Genomic DNA, 16,493 nt, shown 5'->3' with positions numbered 1-16,493 from the left:
GGCCGACGCGGAGGGGGCCGCCGAGGTGGCGGTGTCCGACGCAGCGGTGGTCTTGGTGGAGTCGCCGTCGCCCGCGATGGCCACGCCGGCCCAGGCCGCGCCGCCCGCGAGCAGCACCACCGCCAGCGAGGCGCCGATCACCGTGTTCCGCCGCCGGGCCTGCTGCCGCATCTCGGCCCGGCGCTGCTGCTGCCGCTCGTACTTCGCACGGGCGAGCTGCCGCCGCCGCTTCTCGCTGTCCACCGGTGCCGTCTCCTCGTTGTTCCGAACGCTTGGGTGTGTGCTGGTGCGACACGCACCCGTCGGCGGCCCAGTGTAGGGATGCGGTATGTAAGCGCGGTATCAGCGGGGGGTGACAGCGCCCGTACTCGCTGGAACGGACGCAGCGCGCGGCCTGCCGCTATCTGGTTCGCAAACCGCACCTCACCGCCGGTAGGCTTCCCGAAGACCTCAAAAGCCGAAGACCTCAAAAACCGCCACCCACCGATCGAGGGACGCACGTGTTCATCGCCGGATTTCCCGCCGGAGCCTGGAGCACCAACTGCTACCTGGTCGCGCCGGCCGCCGGCGAGGAGTGCGTCATCGTGGATCCCGGGCACGAGGCCGCCGACGGCGTCGAGGAGCTGGTGCGCGAGCACCGGCTGAAGCCGGTCGCGGTGGTCCTCACCCACGGGCACATCGACCATGTCGCCTCGGTGGTCCCGGTGTGCGGAGCCCGCAACATCCCGGCCTGGATACACCCCGACGACCGCTACATGATGGCCGACCCGGCCCGGGCCCTCGGACGCTCGCTGGGGCAGCAGCTGATGGGCTCCATCACCGTGGGCGAGCCCGACGACCTGCGCGAGCTCACCGACGGCACCGTGCTCGACCTGGCCGGCCTGCAGCTCACCGTCGACCATGCGCCCGGCCATACCCAGGGGTCGGTGACCTTCAGGACGCCCGCCGCCGGGGACGTACCCCCGGTGCTGTTCTCGGGCGACCTGCTGTTCGCCGGCTCCATCGGACGCACGGATCTGCCCGGCGGGGACCACGCCCGGATCCTGGAGTCGCTGGCACGGGTGTGCCTGCCGCTCCCGGACGAGACGGTCGTCCTCGCCGGCCACGGAGACCAGACCAGCATCGGCCGCGAACGCGCCGCCAACCCCTACCTCAGGCAGGTGGCAGGCGCGCTGGACGCGCCGGCCGCCCCGCGACGAGGAATGTGACGGAAGCGAAGTTGAGCACCTTCAGCGCCCCCAAGGGCACCTACGACCTGATCCCGCCGGACTCCGAGACCTTCCTCGCCGTCCGCGAGGCCATCGCCGCGCCCCTGCGCAGCGCCGGGTACGGCTACATCGAGACCCCCGTCTTCGAGGACGTCAAGCTCTTCTCCCGCGGTGTCGGCGAGTCCACCGACATCGTCACCAAGGAGATGTACAGCCTCACCACCAAGGGCGGCGACGAGCTGGCGCTGCGCCCCGAGGGCACCGCCTCGGTGCTGCGCGCCGCTCTCCAGGCCAATCTGCACCGGGTCGGCAACCTCCCGGTGAAGCTCTGGTACTCCGGCTCCTACTACCGGTACGAGAAGCCCCAGGCCGGCCGCTACCGCCAGTTCTCCCAGGTCGGTGCGGAGGCCATCGGCGCCGAGGACCCGGCGCTGGACGCCGAGCTGATCATCCTGGCGGTGGACGCCTACCGCTCGCTCGGCCTGAAGAACTTCCGCCTGCTGCTCAACAGCCTCGGCGACCGCGAGTGCCGCCCCGTCTACCGCGCCGCACTGCAGGACTTCCTGCGCGGGCTGGACCTGGACGAGGACACCCTGCGCCGGGCCGAGATCAACCCACTGCGGGTGCTGGACGACAAGCGCGAGTCGGTGCAGAAGCAGCTCACGGGCGCGCCCCTGATGCGCGACCACCTCTGTGAGGACTGCAAGGCCTACCACGAGCAGGTGCGCGAGCTGCTGACCGCGGCCGGCGTCGCCTTCGAGGACGACCCCAAGCTGGTCCGCGGGCTGGACTACTACACCCGCACCACCTTCGAGTTCGTCCACGACGGCCTGGGCTCGCAGTCCGCGGTCGGCGGCGGCGGGCGCTACGACGGCCTCTCGGAGATGATCGGCGGCCCCGCGCTGCCCTCCGTCGGCTGGGCGCTCGGCGTGGACCGCACGGTGCTGGCGCTGAAGGCCGAGGGCGTCGAGACCGCCGTCCCCGCCCGTACCCAGGTCTTCGCCGTACCGCTCGGCGAACAGGCCCGCCAGGTGCTCTTCGGCCTGGTCACCGAGGCCCGCCGGGCCGGTGTGGCAGCCGACATCGCCTTCGGCGGCAAGGGCCTCAAGGGCGCCATGAAGTCCGCGGACCGCTCCGGCGCCCGCTGGGCCGTGGTCGCCGGTGAGCGTGACCTCGCCGACGGCGTGGTGCAGCTCAAGGACCTCACCACCGGCGACCAGACCCCGGTCGCCGTCACCGCTCTCGTCACCACCCTGAAGGAGAAGCTTTCGTGATCCGCACGCACGACGCGGGCACGCTCCGCGCGGAGCACGCCGGTACCACCGTGACCCTCGCAGGCTGGGTCGCCCGCCGGCGCGACCACGGAGGCGTGGCCTTCATCGATCTGCGCGACGCCTCGGGCACCGTGCAGATCGTCGTCCGCGACCTCGACTCGGTGCACGGCCTGCGCGCCGAGTACTGCGTCAAGGTCGTCGGCGACGTCCGGGTGCGCCCCGAGGGCAACGAGAACCCCGACATCCCCACCGGCGCCGTCGAGGTGGTCGTCAGCGACCTCGAGGTGCTCTCCGAGGCCGCGCCGCTGCCGTTCCCGGTCGCCGAGTACGAGCCCGGCACGGTCAACGAGGAGGTGCGGCTCAAGTACCGCTACCTCGACCTGCGCCGCGAGGGCCCGGCCCGCGCGCTGCGGCTGCGCTCCAAGGTCAACCACGTCATCCGCACGGTGATGGAGGAGAACGGCTTCCTCGACATCGAGACGCCGAACCTCACCCGCTCCACCCCCGAGGGCGCCCGCGACTTCCTGGTCCCGGTCCGCCTCCAGCCGGGCAGCTGGTACGCCCTGCCGCAGTCCCCGCAGCTCTTCAAGCAGCTGCTGATGGTCGCCGGCATGGAGCGCTACTACCAGATCGCCCGCTGCTTCCGGGACGAGGACTTCCGCGCCGACCGGCAGCCGGAGTTCACCCAGCTCGACGTGGAGATGTCCTTCGTCGACCAGGAGGACGTCCTGGACATCGGCGAGCAGGTCGTCGCCCGGGTGTGGAAGGAGGTGCACGGCTACGACCTTCCGCGTCCGCTGCCGCGCCTCAGCTACGCCGACGCCATGAACCGCTACGGCTCGGACAAGCCCGACGTACGGTTCGGCCAGGAGCTCACCGACCTCACCGAGTACTTCTCGGGCACTTCCTTCCGGGTCTTCCAGGCGCCGTACGTCGGCGCCGTGGTGATGCCCGGCGGCGCCGCCCAGACCCGCAAGCAGCTGGACGGCTGGCAGGACTGGGCCAAGGCCCGCGGCGCCCGCGGCCTGGCGTACGTGGTGGTCGACGCCGAGAGCGGCGAGCTGCGCGGCCCGGTCGCCAAGAACCTCTCCCAGGAGCACCTGGCCGGACTGGTCGAGGCCGCCGGGGCGGCCAAGGGCGACGCCATCTTCTTCGCCGCCGGCCGCCGGACCGCCTCCCAGGAGCTGCTGGGTGCGGCGCGGCTGGAGATCGGCCGCCGCTGCGGGCTGATCGACGAGTCCCGGTGGGAGTTCCTCTGGGTGGTCGACTTCCCGATGTTCGAGCCGGTGGAGGACGACAAGGGCGAGCAGACCGGCTGGACCGCCATCCACCACCCCTTCACCGCCCCCACCGCCGAGTCCCTGGACACCTTCGACAAGGACCCGGCGAGCGCCCTCTCCAACGCCTACGACCTGGTGCTCAACGGTTCCGAGATCGGCGGCGGCTCCATCCGTATCCACCAGCGCGAGGTCCAGCAGCGGGCCTTCGACGCGATCGGCCTCTCCCAGGAGGAGGCGGCCTCGCAGTTCGGCTTCCTGCTGGAGGCCTTCAACTACGGCCCGCCGCCGCACGGCGGCATCGCGCTGGGCCTGGACCGGCTGGTCGCCCTGCTGGGCGGGTACGAGACCATCCGGGACGTCATCGCCTTCCCGAAGACCTCGACCGGCGGTGACCCGCTGACCGGCGCCCCGACCCCGATCACCGCCGAGCAGCGGCGCGAGGCGGGGATTGACGCCAAGCCGAAGCCCAAGGGCGAGGCGGAGCAGAAGTCCGAGGCCTGACCCCGGACGGTACGACCTTCCGGGCCCCGGCGGCTGCGTGTCCCGCAGCCGCCGGGGCCCGTTCACAACGGTGTGAGACATGGAGGGAGCAGGCGATGATCGAGCGCAGCGGAGTGGTCCGGGCCAGACCCGAGGAGCCGGACGACGCGCCCGCCGTGCGGCGGGTGCACATGGCGGCCTTCCCCGGCCCGGCGGAAGCCGACCTGGTGGACGTCCTGCGCAAGGATCCCGTCTGGCTGCCCGGTCTCTCCTGGGTCGCGGCCGACCACCGCGGACTGGTCATCGCCCACGCCCTGCTCACCCGGCTGGACGTCGGCGGCGGTGCCGCCCTGGCCCTGGCTCCCGTCGCGGTCGCCCCCGAGTGGCAGCGCCGGGGGGTCGGCACCTTCGTGGTGCAGTCCGCGCTGGAGGCCGCGGACGCCGCCGGTGAGCGCCTGGTGGTGGTGCTGGGCGATCCCCGCTACTACGGCCGTTTCGGCTTCACCCCGGCCTCCGGACACGGTGTCACCTGCGCCCGTGAGGTCCCCGACACCCACTTCCAGGCCCTTCCGCTGGCCGCCTACGACGGCGGCCCGTGCGGAACGGCGGTGTACCCGCCGCCTTTTGACGAGGTGTGAGCCAGGCGGCCGTCGCTCCCCACGGCCGCCGCGCAAATTCTTCGCACGGGTTTGAACCGTCCCCGGCCCGGCCCCGTAATCCTCCCCGACGGCGGCGCGATCGCGCCTCAGCAGACCGGATCGAGGAGTACGCAGATGAACAAGGCGACAAGGGTGGGAGCCACCGTGGGGGCCGCGGCCGTGGTCCTGCTTGCAGGCGCCTGCGGTTCTTCGCAGCAGTCTGCCGGCACCACCACGGTGCAGCCCGCAGCGGCAGCGGGGGACGCGTACGGCAGCGGCGGCTACGGTTCCGGCGGCGGCTCCTACGGCGGTGACACGGCCTCCCAGGCGGCCCCGGCCGCGGCCGGCTCGGCGGCGGGCATCAGCACCGCCAAGGACGCCAAGCTCGGCGACATCCTGGTCGACGGCCAGGGCCGCACGATGTACCGGTACGACAAGGACACCGCCAACCCGCCCACGTCCAACTGCAACGACGCCTGCGCCCAGGCGTGGCCGCCGGTCCCCGCCTCGGCCAGGAACGCAGCCAAGGTCGCCGACCCGAGCCTGCTCGGCGAGGTCACCCGGGCGGACGGTTCCAAGCAGCTCACGGTGGCGGGCTGGCCGATGTACCTGTATGCGGCCGACTCCGCGGCCGGGGACACCAACGGGCAGGGCGTCAACCAGGTCTGGTGGGCCGTGCAGCCCGACGGCAAGAAGGCGGGCCAGGCCGCGTCCGGATCCTCCGGGTCCTCCGGATCCTCCGGAGGCAGCGGAGGCAGCGGCGGTTACGGGTCCGGCGGCTCCGGTGCGGGCAGCGGCAGCGCCAGCCAGTGGGCCCTCTCCAGCGTCGACGACCCGCAGCTGGGCAAGATCCTGGTCGACGGCAAGGGCATGGTGCTCTACCGCTTCACCAAGGACGTCGCCTGGCCGATGAAGATCGCCTGCACCGGCCAGTGCACCAAGGTCTGGCCCCCGGCCCAGCCGCTCACCCTGCAGCAGCAGGAGCAGGCCGCCAGGGCGCTGGGCATCGACAGGAAGCTGATCACCAACATCAAGCGCCCCGACGGGATCTACCAGCTCGCCATCAACTGCTGGCCCGTCTACAACTACAGCAAGGACACCAAGCCCGGTCAGGCGTCCGGCCAGGGCGTGGGCGGCACCTGGTTCGCCGTCACCCCGCAGGGCAAGCTCACCAAGTAGCGGGCGCGGCCGCCCAGGAGACCCGCAGGGGAACCGGTGGCGCGTGGCAGCGGCCCGCCGGTGCGGGGAAGGGGAGGGCGGCGCGCGGACACCAGGTTCGCGCGCCGCCCCGTCGTACGCCCGACCCCGGAGCCGGCCCCGCCCCGGACGCCGAGCCCCGGTCGCCCGGCCCAGACGGTCGGCGCCCGGCCGTGCTGTCGGTGCGCTGGCATACGCTGCTGGGGTGGAACCCGATCTCTTCACCGCCGCCGCCGAGGAACGCCAGGCCAGGGAGCCCGGCCGGGCACCCCTGGCCGTACGGATGCGCCCCCGCACCCTGGACGAGGTCGCCGGGCAGCGGCAGCTGCTGGGCGAGGGCTCGCCGCTGCGCAGACTGGTGGCCACCGCGCACGGCCCCGCCGCCACCTCCTCGGTGATCCTCTGGGGGCCGCCCGGCACCGGCAAGACCACCCTGGCGTATGTGATCAGCCGGGCCACCGACCGGCGCTTCGTGGAGCTCTCCGCGATCACCGCGGGGGTGAAGGAGGTCCGCGCGGTCATCGACAGCGCCCGCCGCGAGGTGGGCGCCTCGGGGCGCGAGACGGTGCTCTTCCTGGACGAGATCCACCGCTTCTCCAAGGCCCAGCAGGACTCCCTGCTGCCCGCGGTGGAGAACCGCTGGGTCACCCTGATCGCGGCCACCACCGAGAACCCCTACTTCTCGGTGATCTCCCCACTGCTCTCCCGCTCGCTGCTGCTCACCCTGGAGTCGCTCACCGACGACGACATCCGCGAGCTGCTGCACCGGGCGGTGGCCGACGAGCGCGGCCTGGGCGGTGCGCTGACCCTGGAGGCCGACGCGGAGCACCATCTGGTGCGGCTCGCCGGCGGCGACGCCCGCCGGGCGCTCACCACGCTGGAGGCGGCCGCCGGGGCGGCCCTGGCCAAGGGCGAGTCGGAGATCACCCTGGCCACCACCGAGACCGCGGTGAACAAGGCCGCCGTCCGCTACGACCGGGACGGCGACCAGCACTACGACGTGGCCAGCGCGCTCATCAAGTCCATCCGGGGCAGCGATGTGGACGCCGCCCTGCACTATCTGGCGCGGATGGTGGAGGCGGGGGAGGACCCCCGGTTCATCGCCCGGCGGCTGATGATCTCCGCCAGTGAGGACATCGGCCTGGCCGACCCCACCGCGCTGCAGACCGCGGTGGCGGCCGCCCAGGCGGTGCAGCTGATCGGCTTCCCCGAAGCCCGGATCACCCTCTCCCAGGCGGTGATCGCGCTGGCCCTGGCGCCCAAGTCCAACGCCGCCTATCTGGCCATAGACGCAGCTCTGGCGGACGTCCGCAAGGGGCTGGCCGGCCCCGTACCGCCCCATCTGCGGGACTCCCACTACGGCGGCGCCAAGCGGCTCGGCCACGGCCAGGGCTACCAGTACCCTCATGACCTGCCCGGCGGTATCGCGGCCCAGCAGTACGCGCCGGACACGGTCCACGGCCGCCGCTACTACCAGCCGACCCGGCACGGCGTCGAGGCCCGCTACGCGGAGGTCGTGGAGCGGGTCCGGGACAAGCTCGGCGGGGAGTGAGCCGCGGCGGTCCGCCGACCGCTCTTCCGCCGTCCCCGGGCGGGGTGTGGTCCGGAGCACCGGCGCACGCCCCGTACAATGGCGTGAAGTGCCACGTCCCGTGCACGGAAGGCTCCCGGGAGACCGGGTCCGCCGACCGGCGTCACCAGCGGGGCGTCGGTCGGAGCTCATGCCCTCGGGCGCGGGTTCCAGGAGCGTCGCGCACGTCCCAGTGCCGCGGGCAGCCCACCACCAGACGGCGGTGGGCCTCTCGTGCGCACCGGTACGGGCACCGGCCCGGGAAGCGGCTGACCCCCTCCGCCACGGCGGCGACGGGTTTTCCCGGTCCGCGACAAACGACCTCCTTCAACAGTGGTGAGCCATGCACACAACAGAGAGGTTCGGTTCACAGTGAACCAGTCCCGTCCCAAGGTGCGTCTGTCCCGCGCGCTGGGTATCCCGCTGACCCCGAAGTCCGTCAAGTACTTCGAGGCCCGCCCCTACCCGCCGGGCCAGCACGGCCGTGGGCGCAAGCAGAGCAGCGACTACAAGGTCCGTCTGCTCGAGAAGCAGCGTCTGCGCGCCCAGTACGACCTCAGCGAGACCCAGCTCTCCCGTGCCTTCGACCGCGCCCGCAAGGCCGGTGGCAAGACCGGTGAGGCGCTGATCGTCGAGCTGGAGCGCCGGCTGGACGCCCTGGTGCTGCGCTCCGGGATCGCCCGGACGATCTACCAGGCCCGCCAGATGGTCGTCCACGGCCACATCGAGGTCAACGGCCGCAAGGTCAACAAGCCCTCGTTCGTGATGAAGCCCGGGTATGTCGTCACCGTGCGTGACCGCAGCAAGGAGAAGCACCCCTTCCAGGTGGCCCGCGAGGGTGGCTACGCCGGCGAGGGTCAGACCCCGAAGTACCTCGAGGTCAACCTGAAGGCCCTGGCCTTCCGTATGGACCGCGACCCGCAGCGCAAGGAGATCCCCGTGATCTGCGACGAGCAGCTGGTCGTCGAGTACTACTCGCGCTGACCCGCGGGTAGTTCACGCGTCGTACGCGGAACCGAGCCCCCGCAGCGCACAGCGCTGCGGGGGCTCGCCCTTCTCCGCGGCGGCGGGGCCCTCCAGCGCCCGGGCCACCGCCGCGTCCAGACCGAGCGCGCTGCCCACCCGGAAGGCCTCCGCCGACTCGTGCTCGGTGAGCCCGGCCTCGGCCCGCGCCGCGCACTCGTCGTGCGGCGCCCGGAAGTGCCGCGAGCCGAACAGCGGGATGCCCACCGCCTGCCAGAGCCGGTGCGCCGCGCCCTGCAGCAGCCGCGCCTCGCGCAGATCGCCCGAGGCGCCGTCGGCACCGGGCTCGGTGGTCAGCAGCGCCAGCATCTCCAGGCCGAGCACCACACCCACCAGGTCCCGGAAGAGGTGGTTGAGGCGCACACACTCCCGGGCGTGCGCCCGGGCCGCCCCCACCTCGCCCAACTGCCACTCGGAGTACGCCATCGCGTAGAGGCCGTAGGCGTACGCCCACCGCTCGCCGTACTCCTCGCACAGGTCGCGCACCCGCTCCATCCACCGCTCACCGGTGGCGGTGTCGCCCTGGAAGACGGCGGCCAGACCCAGCTCGAACATGGCCATCAGCACATTGCTGTTGAGCTCGCCGAGCTTCTCGTAGTGCCACAGCGCCTCCTCGAAGAGCACGGCGGCGCGGGCCGGTTCGTCCCCGATCAGCGCCGCACAGCCCTGGCGGTGCACCGCGTAGGCCAGCGCCAGGTCGTCGCCGGTCTCCACGGCCTGCTGCCGGCACTCCTCCAGCAGCGGCCGGGCATGGCGCAGGTCCCCCTGCAGGGTCGCCATGTACCCGGTCACCCAGAGGGCCTTGGCGCGTGCCTGGGTGGGCTCGTGGGCCAGCGCCAGGGCGCGGTCCAGCCACAGCCGCCCCTCCCCGAGGTGGCCGCACCCCACCCAGTAGAACCAGAGCGTCCCGGCCAGGTGGAGCGCCGACTGCTCCTCGCCGGGCTCGGTCACGCAGAAGTCCAGCGCCACCCGGAGGTTGGCGTGCGCCAGCCGGGTCCGGTCGCCGGTCTCGGCCTGGCGCGCGGAGAACCACTCCACCTCGCCCCAGGTGGCCAGGCCCAGGTACCAGTCCCGGTGCCGGCGGCGCATCCGGCCCTCCTCGCCCAGCGACCGCAGCCACCAGGCGCCGTACTCGCGGACCGTGTCCAGCATCCGGTAGCGGGCTCCGCCGGAGCCGGCCTCCCGCACCACGACCGACTTGGCCACCAGCTCGGAGAGCACCTCCAGCACCTCCTCCGCCTCGATGCCGCCGCCCGGGCAGACGTACTCGGCCGCGTCCAGGTCGAAGCCGTCGGCGAAGACGGACAGCCGGGCCCAGAGCAACCGTTCCTGCGGGGTGCACAGCTCATGGCTCCAGCCGATGGCCGTACGCAGGGTGCGATGGCGTGGCAGCGCCGTCCGGGAGCCCCCGGTGAGCAGCCGGAAGCGGTCGTCCAGCCGCTCGGCGATCTGCTCCACGGACAGTGCCCGCAACCGGCCGGCGGCCAGCTCCACCGCCAGCGGAATGCCGTCCAGGCGGCGGCAGACGGCGGCCACCGCCGCCCGGTTCTCCGCGGTGACCCGGAAACCCCCCGGCACCGCGGCCGCCCGGTCGGCGAACAGCCGCACCGCGTCCTCCGCGGCCGAGGCGCCGTCCACGGCACCCTCCTCGGCCACCGGCAGCGGTGCCAGCACCAGCAGATGCTCCCCCCGGACCCGCAGCTCCTGGCGGCTGGTGGCCAGCACCCGCACACCCGGCGCGGCCCGCAGCAGTGCGTCCACCAGCCCGGCGCAGGTGTCCACCAGATGCTCACAGCCGTCCAGCACCAGCAGCAGCTCCCGGTCGGCCAGCTGCTCCACCAGCGCCCGGTCCGGCCGCCGGGCGGTGGAGTCGGCCAGTCCCAGCGCCTCCAGCACCGCGTGTCCCAGCAGCGAGGGGTCCTGCACGCCCGCCGACTCGACCAGCCAGGCGCCGTCCGGGAAGAGCCCCTGCACCGTGCCGGCGGCCCGCAGCGCCAGCCGGCTCTTGCCGACCCCGGCCGGGCCCGTCAGCGTCACCAGCCGGGAGACGCCCAGCAGCCGGGCCGTCTCGGTGAGTTCCGCCCGGCGGCCCACAAAACTGGTCGTCTCCGCCGGAAGGTTGCCCGGACAGCCCCCTGCCTCCGCAGACACCCTGTGCGCCCCCTTAGCCGCCGTCAACGCCCCGTGTCCCCAGCCCAACGAGGGGCCGGCCGGGCAGGTTACGTCGGGCCCCAGCCGCGCCGGGCGGGGCGCCGCCGGGCGCGCCCGGGCGCCGCCCAGTAATGCGGTCGGGAAAGCGGGCGGCGGCGCGATAGGGTTCTGCTCTGTGGCTTGACGTGCGCACCAGACCGTTCCGCGCACTGCGGGGCCCCGCTGCGACGGGCTCCGCCGGGAGGCAGCCGGCAGCCGAAGCAGCACACAAGGGAGCGCGCAAGGTGTCCGTGGGAGAGATGGCCGGCCTGATCGTGGCCGTCTTCTGGGCCGTCCTCGTGACCCTGCTCGCCGTGGTCCTGGTACGGCTGTCTCGGGTGCTGAAGGAGGCGGCCGTGCTGGTCACCTCCGTCTCCGAGCGCGCCGTACCGCTGCTGGAGGACGCCTCGACCGCCCTGGCCGGCGCCCAGCAGCAGCTGGACCGCGTCGACGAGATCACCGCCAACGTCCAGGACGCCGCCGCCAACGCCAACGCGCTCTCCTCCACCGTGGCCGCCACCCTCGGCGGCCCCCTGGTGAAGGTCGCCGCGTTCAGCTACGGCGTCCGCAAGGCCGTCGCCCGGCAGCAGGGAGCCTCCGGCCGGGTGCCGGCGCAGAGCGACCGCGACGCCCTCGCCGCCCTGGTGAGGGCCGAGGTCCGGGCCGCCACGGCGCCCCGCCGCCGCGGGCTCGCCTCCCGCATCCGGCGAGCTGTGAGGGGCTGAGGACACCGTGCGACGCATCTTCTGGATGGCGGTCGGCGCCGGCGCCACCGTCTGGGCCATGGGCAAGGCCAACGAGGCCGCCCGCCGGCTCACCCCCACCAGCCTGGCCGGTACGGCGGCGCGCGGCGCCCTGGACCTCGGCGACGCGGTACGCGGCTTCGCCGGCGAGGTACGGGCCGGGATGGCCGAGCGCGAGCAGCAGCTCCGGGCCGACCTCGGCCTGGACGGCAGCGCGGTGCTCCCGCCCCGCCGGCCCCTGGCCGCACCCCGCGAGCCCGCGGTCGAGTACCGAGCTATCGCGCCGGCCCCGGGCATGCCCGCGGCCGGCCCGGTCCGCCGCCTCACCCCAGTCACCACACCACCCGCCCTCGAGAAGACCCCCGATCCCCGCGAGGCAGGACTGCGCGGCCGACGCCCGCGCAGGGGCAGCACCCACAACCGGAAGGACCACTGATGGAGTCGGCAGAGATCCGCCGCCGCTGGCTGCGCTTCTTCGAGGAGCGCGGCCACACCGTCGTTCCGTCGGCCTCCCTGGTCGCCGACGACCCCACCCTGCTGCTGGTGCCCGCAGGCATGGTGCCCTTCAAGCCGTACTTCCTCGGCGAGGTCAAGCCGCCCTTCAGCCGCGCCACCAGCGTGCAGAAGTGCGTCCGCACCCCGGACATCGAAGAGGTCGGCAAGACCACCCGCCACGGCACCTTCTTCCAGATGTGCGGCAACTTCTCCTTCGGCGACTACTTCAAGGAAGGCGCCATCAAGTACGCGTGGGAGCTGCTCACCAGCTCCGTCGCGGACGGCGGCTACGGCCTGGACCCTTCGAGGCTCTGGATCACCGTCTACCAGGACGACGACGAGGCCGAGAAGATCTGGCGTGAGGTCATCGGCGTGCCCGCCGAGCGCATCCAGCGGCTGGGCATGAAGGACAACTTCTGGTCGATGGGCGTCCCCGGCCCCTGCGGCCCCTGCTCGGAGATCAACTACGACCGCGGCCCGGCCTACGGCGAGGAGGGCGGCCCGGCGGTCAACGGCGAGCGCTACCTCGAGGTCTGGAACCTCGTCTTCATGCAGTACGAGCGCGGCGCGGGCGACGGCAAGGACGGCTTCGAGATCCTGGGCGACCTGCCCAGCCGCAACATCGACACCGGCCTGGGCCTGGAGCGCCTCGCGGCGGTCCTCCAGGGCGTCGACAACATCTACGAGATCGACACCACCCGGATGATCCTCGGCCGGGCGGGTGAGCTCACCGGCCACCGCTACGGCGCCGGTGAGAAGACCGACGTCTCGCTGCGGGTCATCGCCGACCACATCCGCACCGCCGTGATGCTGATCAGCGACGGCGTCACCCCCGGCAACGAGGGCCGCGGCTATGTGCTGCGCCGGATCTTCCGCCGCGCCATCCGCAACATGCGGCTGCTCGGCGCCACCGGGCCGGTCGCCCACTCGCTGGTGGACGTCACCATCGAGGCCATGGGCCCGCAGTACCCGGAGCTGGTCGAGGACCGCAAGCGGATCGAGACCGTCGCGGTCGCCGAGGAGACCTCCTTCCTCCAGACCCTGCGCACCGGCACCACCATCCTGGACACCGCCGTCGCCGAGGCCAAGCAGTCCGGCAGCGCGGTGCTGGCCGGTGACAAGGCCTTCCAGCTCCACGACACCTACGGCTTCCCCATCGACCTCACCCTGGAGATGGCCGCCGAGCAGGGCGTCACCGTGGACGAGGCGGGCTTCCGCTCCCTGATGGCGGAGCAGCGCAACCGGGCCAAGGCCGACGCCAAGGCCAAGAAGCTCGGCCACGCCGACGTCTCCGCCTACCGCGAGGTCGCCGACCGCGCCGGCGCCACCGCCTTCACCGGCTACACCGACACCACCGGCGAGTCGACCGTGGTCGGCCTGCTGGTGGACGGCGCCCCCTCCCCGGCCGCCCACGAGGGCGACGAGGTCGAGGTCGTACTGGACCGCACGCCCTTCTACGCCGAGGGCGGCGGCCAGCTCGCCGACCACGGCCGGATCCGCTTCGACTCGGGCGCCGTGGTGGAGGTCCGGGACGTCCAGCAGCCGGTGCCCGGTGTCACCGTGCACAAGGGCACCGTGCAGGTCGGCGAGGTGGTGCTGGGCGCCGGTGCGTACGCCCAGATCGACATCGACCGCCGCCGCGCGGTCTCCCGGGCGCACTCCGCCACCCACCTCACCCACCAGGCGCTGCGTGACGCCCTCGGCCCCACCGCCGCCCAGGCGGGCTCGGAGAACGCCCCGGGCCGCTTCCGCTTCGACTTCGGCTCGCCGACCGCCGTCCCCGGCAGTGTGCTCACCGATGTCGAGCAGAAGATCAACGAGGTGCTGGCCCGCGAACTGGACGTCACCGCCGAGGTGATGACCATGGACGAGGCCCGCAAGCAGGGCGCCATCGCCATGTTCGGTGAGAAGTACGGCGACGCGGTGCGGGTGGTCACCATCGGCGACTTCTCCAAGGAGCTGTGCGGCGGCACCCATGTCGCCAACACCTCCCAGCTGGGCCTGGTGAAGCTGCTCGGCGAGTCCTCCATCGGCGCCGGGGTGCGCCGGGTCGAGGCGCTGGTCGGCGTGGACGCCTACCAGTTCCTGGCCCGTGAGCACACCGTGGTCGCCCAGCTCACCGAGCTGGTCAAGGGCCGCCCGGAGGAGCTGCCGGAGAAGATCTCCGGCATGCTCGCCAAGCTCAAGGACGCCGAGAAGGAGATCGAGCGCTTCCGCGCCGAGAAGGTGCTCGCCGCCGCGGCGGGCCTCGCCGACGCCGCCCAGGACATCCACGGTGTCGCCCTGGTCGCCGCCCGCGTCCCGGACGGCACCGGCGCCGACGACCTGCGCAAGCTGGTGCTGGACGTCCGCGGCCGGCTCGGCTCGCGCCCGTCCGTGGTCGCCGCCTTCACCGTGGCGAACGGCCGCCCGCTGACCGTGGTCGCCACCAGCGAGGCGGCCCGGGAGCGCGGGATCAAGGCCGGCGAGCTGGTCCGTACCGCCGCCAAGACCCTCGGCGGCGGCGGAGGCGGCAAGGACGACGTCGCCCAGGGCGGTGGCTCCAACCCGGCCGCCGTGGACGAGGCGGTCGAGGCGGTCCGCCGCCTGGTCGCCGAGCGCGCCGCCTGATGCGCCGCGGCCGGCGGATCTCCGTCGACGTCGGGGACGCCCGGATCGGGGTCGCCTCCTGCGACCCCGACGGGCTCCTCGCGACCCCGGTGGAGACCGTGCCCGCGGGCGGCAAGGCCAAGGGCCGGATCGCCGCGATCGTCGAGGAGTACGAGGCCCTCGAGGTGGTCGTCGGACTGCCCCGCTCGCTCAGCGGCAAGGAGGGGCCGGCCGCGGTCAAGGTCCGGGCCTTCGCGGGGGCGCTGGCCACGCTGGTCGCCCCGGTGCCGGTGCGGCTGGTGGACGAGCGGATGTCCACCGTCACCGCCACCCATGGGCTGCGGGCCTCCGGAGTGAGGTCCAAGAAGGGCCGCTCGGTGATCGACCAGGCCGCCGCCGTGGTCATCCTGCAGAGCGCCCTGGAGGCCGAACGGGTGAGCGGAAACCCGCCCGGCGAGAGTGTCGAACCGGCCTGACCGGAGCAGTACCTAGCCTCACCAGGGGGCCCGCCGACGCGGCGGGCCCCCTCGTGCATCCGCTCCCGGGTGAGCGGCCCGGACCGCCGGTGAGGGACCCATGACCGACCAGGACTCGCCCGCCGGACCGAACCCCGGTCCCATCGACGGCCTGGCGGCCGGCGCCTCCCCGGACCCCGCCCAGGACCGGGTCCGCCGCAGCCGCAACCGGCTGGCGTGCGGCATCAGCGCGCTGCTGCTGGCGATCGTGCTCACCCTCGGCGGTCTGCTGCTGCGCGCCTGGTGGTCCGGGGCGCCGTTCGCCGCCCCCGCCGACTACCCCGGCCCCGGCACCGGGTCGGTACGCGTCGACGTCCCGCAGGGCGCCGACCTCACCAGGATCGGACGGCTGCTGCACGACGGGGGAGTGGTCGCCAGCGTGGAGGCCTTCACCCAGGCCGCCATGGCCGACCCCAGGGCCGTCGCCATCCAGCCCGGCGACTACACCCTGCGGCACCGGATGTCCGCGCTCGCGGCCCTCGGCGTGCTCACCGACCCGGCCAACGCGGGCGGCCTGGTGATCCCCGAGGGACGCCGGGCGCAGCAGGTGTACGCCGCCGTCGACCAGCGGCTCGGCCTCAGGCCCGGCACCACCGCCGCCGAGGCCCGTCGCGGTGCCGCAGCGCTGGGACTGCCGGCCTATGCCGGCGGCCGCCCGGAGGGGTTCCTCTTCCCCGCCCGGTACAGCGTGGACCGCGGCACCGGTCCGGCCGGGCTGCTGCGCCGTATGGTGGCCCAGGCGGAGACCGAGTTCGCGGCGGACGGGCTGGGCACCGGCCCCGGTGCCTACCGGGTGCTCATCATCGCCAGCCTGGTGCAGGCCGAGGCCCAGTCGCCGGCGGACTTCGGCAGGGTCGCCCGGGTGATCACCAACCGGCTCGCCCGGGGCATGCCGCTCCAGCTGGACTCCGCCCTCAACTACGGCCTGGGACGCACCACCCTGGACACCACCCACCAGGACCTCACCGTCGAGAACCCGTACAACACCTATCTGCACCCCGGCCTCCCCCCGACACCCGTGAACAGTCCCGGACATGCGGCGATCCGGGCGGCCCTGCATCCCGCGCCGGGGCCGTGGCTGTACTTTGTGACGGTCAGGCCCGGCGACACGCGGTTCACGGACAGTTACAGCGAGCAGCAGCGCAACGTAGCGGACTTCAACCGCTACCGGCAGCAACAGCGCAGCTCAACGCCGTCCGCGCGACGCTGACCCGCTCACGTCCGGCGGATCCGATAGGTGACGCCGTTGCGGTACGGTAACGTCTCCGGGCACCGGCGGGGCACCTGGTAC

The 16,493-nt window shown here is 73.2% G+C and carries 13 protein-coding genes and 1 pseudogene; 12 read left to right on the top strand and 2 right to left on the bottom strand.

Features of this window, described 5'->3' with window-relative positions:
* Window positions 1–243 (bottom strand): annotated as a pseudogene (locus AOK09_RS21420) (peptidylprolyl isomerase); the annotation flags it as partial.
* A 257-nt stretch (window positions 244–500) separates the two neighbouring features.
* Between AOK09_RS21420 and AOK09_RS21415 the strand changes: the two are divergent.
* From AOK09_RS21415 to rpsD, 7 genes are all read left to right on the top strand, one after another.
* On the top strand, window positions 501–1,208 hold the full coding sequence (locus AOK09_RS21415) for an MBL fold metallo-hydrolase (protein ID WP_055588840.1): 708 nt from the start codon (window positions 501–503) through the stop codon (window positions 1,206–1,208).
* A gap of 11 nt (window positions 1,209–1,219) precedes the next feature.
* Window positions 1,220–2,482 carry a histidine--tRNA ligase gene (gene hisS / locus AOK09_RS21410; protein ID WP_055588839.1) on the top strand — a complete coding sequence of 421 codons (1,263 nt, stop codon included), beginning with the start codon at window positions 1,220–1,222 and terminating at the stop codon, window positions 2,480–2,482.
* Entirely contained in the window at window positions 2,479–4,263 is a 1,785-nt protein-coding gene (aspS, locus tag AOK09_RS21405; protein ID WP_055588838.1) for an aspartate--tRNA ligase, read from the top strand. Before hisS ends, aspS begins: the two co-directional genes overlap by 4 nt.
* A gap of 95 nt (window positions 4,264–4,358) precedes the next feature.
* Window positions 4,359–4,880: a GNAT family N-acetyltransferase gene (locus AOK09_RS21400; protein ID WP_055588837.1), complete on the top strand. Its 522-nt coding sequence runs from the start codon at window positions 4,359–4,361 to the stop codon at window positions 4,878–4,880.
* 135 nt (window positions 4,881–5,015) lie between these two features.
* Window positions 5,016–6,059, top strand: coding sequence for an SCO0930 family lipoprotein (locus AOK09_RS21395; RefSeq protein ID WP_055588836.1), 1,044 nt, complete (start codon window positions 5,016–5,018; stop codon window positions 6,057–6,059).
* 223 nt (window positions 6,060–6,282) lie between these two features.
* Window positions 6,283–7,629, top strand: coding sequence for a replication-associated recombination protein A (locus AOK09_RS21390; protein WP_055588835.1), 1,347 nt, complete (start codon window positions 6,283–6,285; stop codon window positions 7,627–7,629).
* Between the two features lie 390 nt (window positions 7,630–8,019).
* Entirely contained in the window at window positions 8,020–8,631 is a 612-nt protein-coding gene (gene rpsD / locus AOK09_RS21385; RefSeq protein WP_055588834.1) for a 30S ribosomal protein S4, read from the top strand.
* A 12-nt stretch (window positions 8,632–8,643) separates the two neighbouring features.
* Here the strand turns inward: rpsD and AOK09_RS43245 are convergent, their stop codons facing one another.
* Window positions 8,644–10,821 carry an ATP-binding protein gene (locus AOK09_RS43245; protein ID WP_157875980.1) on the bottom strand — a complete coding sequence of 726 codons (2,178 nt, stop codon included), beginning with the start codon at window positions 10,819–10,821 and terminating at the stop codon, window positions 8,644–8,646.
* 284 nt (window positions 10,822–11,105) lie between these two features.
* Between AOK09_RS43245 and AOK09_RS21375 the strand changes: the two genes are divergently transcribed.
* From AOK09_RS21375 to mltG, 5 genes are all read left to right on the top strand, one after another.
* Window positions 11,106–11,585 (top strand): DUF948 domain-containing protein, encoded by a 480-nt coding sequence (locus AOK09_RS21375; RefSeq protein ID WP_055588832.1) that lies wholly within the window; start codon window positions 11,106–11,108, stop codon window positions 11,583–11,585.
* Window positions 11,586–11,592: 7 nt separating this feature from the next.
* On the top strand, window positions 11,593–12,039 hold the full coding sequence (locus AOK09_RS41145; protein ID WP_063796026.1) for a DUF6167 family protein: 447 nt from the start codon (window positions 11,593–11,595) through the stop codon (window positions 12,037–12,039).
* Window positions 12,039–14,708, top strand: a complete 2,670-nt coding sequence (gene alaS / locus AOK09_RS21365; protein WP_055588831.1) for an alanine--tRNA ligase — start codon at window positions 12,039–12,041, stop codon at window positions 14,706–14,708. Before AOK09_RS41145 ends, alaS begins: the two co-directional genes overlap by 1 nt.
* Complete coding sequence (gene ruvX / locus AOK09_RS21360; RefSeq protein ID WP_055588830.1) at window positions 14,708–15,163, top strand: Holliday junction resolvase RuvX; 456 nt, start codon at window positions 14,708–14,710, stop codon at window positions 15,161–15,163. Before alaS ends, ruvX begins: the two co-directional genes overlap by 1 nt.
* A 100-nt stretch (window positions 15,164–15,263) precedes the next feature.
* Complete coding sequence (gene mltG / locus AOK09_RS21355) at window positions 15,264–16,412, top strand: endolytic transglycosylase MltG (protein ID WP_055588829.1); 1,149 nt, start codon at window positions 15,264–15,266, stop codon at window positions 16,410–16,412.
* The last annotated feature ends 81 nt before the right edge of the window (window positions 16,413–16,493 follow it).

The sequence above is a fragment of the Peterkaempfera griseoplana genome (genome assembly GCF_001418575.1).
GTDB classification, from domain to species: domain Bacteria; phylum Actinomycetota; class Actinomycetes; order Streptomycetales; family Streptomycetaceae; genus Peterkaempfera; species Peterkaempfera griseoplana.
This window is presented reverse-complemented; position numbering and strand designations above follow the sequence as displayed.